Origin of the sequence: Paraburkholderia sp. SIMBA_054 (assembly GCF_046534875.1) — a bacterium.
Taxonomy (GTDB): Bacteria; Pseudomonadota; Gammaproteobacteria; order Burkholderiales; family Burkholderiaceae; genus Paraburkholderia; species Paraburkholderia hospita.
This window is the reverse complement of sequence record NZ_JAWRXV010001370.1, coordinates 1-248: the sequence shown is the minus strand read 5'-3', so window position 1 is coordinate 248 and position 248 is coordinate 1. Positions and strand designations below refer to the sequence as shown.

Below are 248 nucleotides of genomic sequence, written 5' to 3'. Positions count from 1 at the left end.
GGCCGACCTCGCCGAAAGCAATGGTCTTCTCCGGCAACGGCTGGTCGCGCAGCGAGGACAGCACCGCCAGCAGCACCGGCAGGTCGGCCGCGGTTTCCTGCACGCGAATGCCGCCGACCACGTTGACGAACACGTCCTGGTCGCCGACCAGCACGCCGCCGTGCCGGTGCAGCACCGCCAGCAGCATCGCCAGGCGATTCTGCTCCAGCCCCACGGCGACGCGGCGCGGATTGGACAGCGGCGAGGAA

At 70.6% G+C, this 248-nt stretch carries 1 pseudogene; it reads right to left on the bottom strand.

What is annotated here, in order from left to right:
• A pseudogene (locus SB822_RS59555) lies at nucleotides 1-248 on the bottom strand (DNA repair protein RadA); the annotation flags it as partial.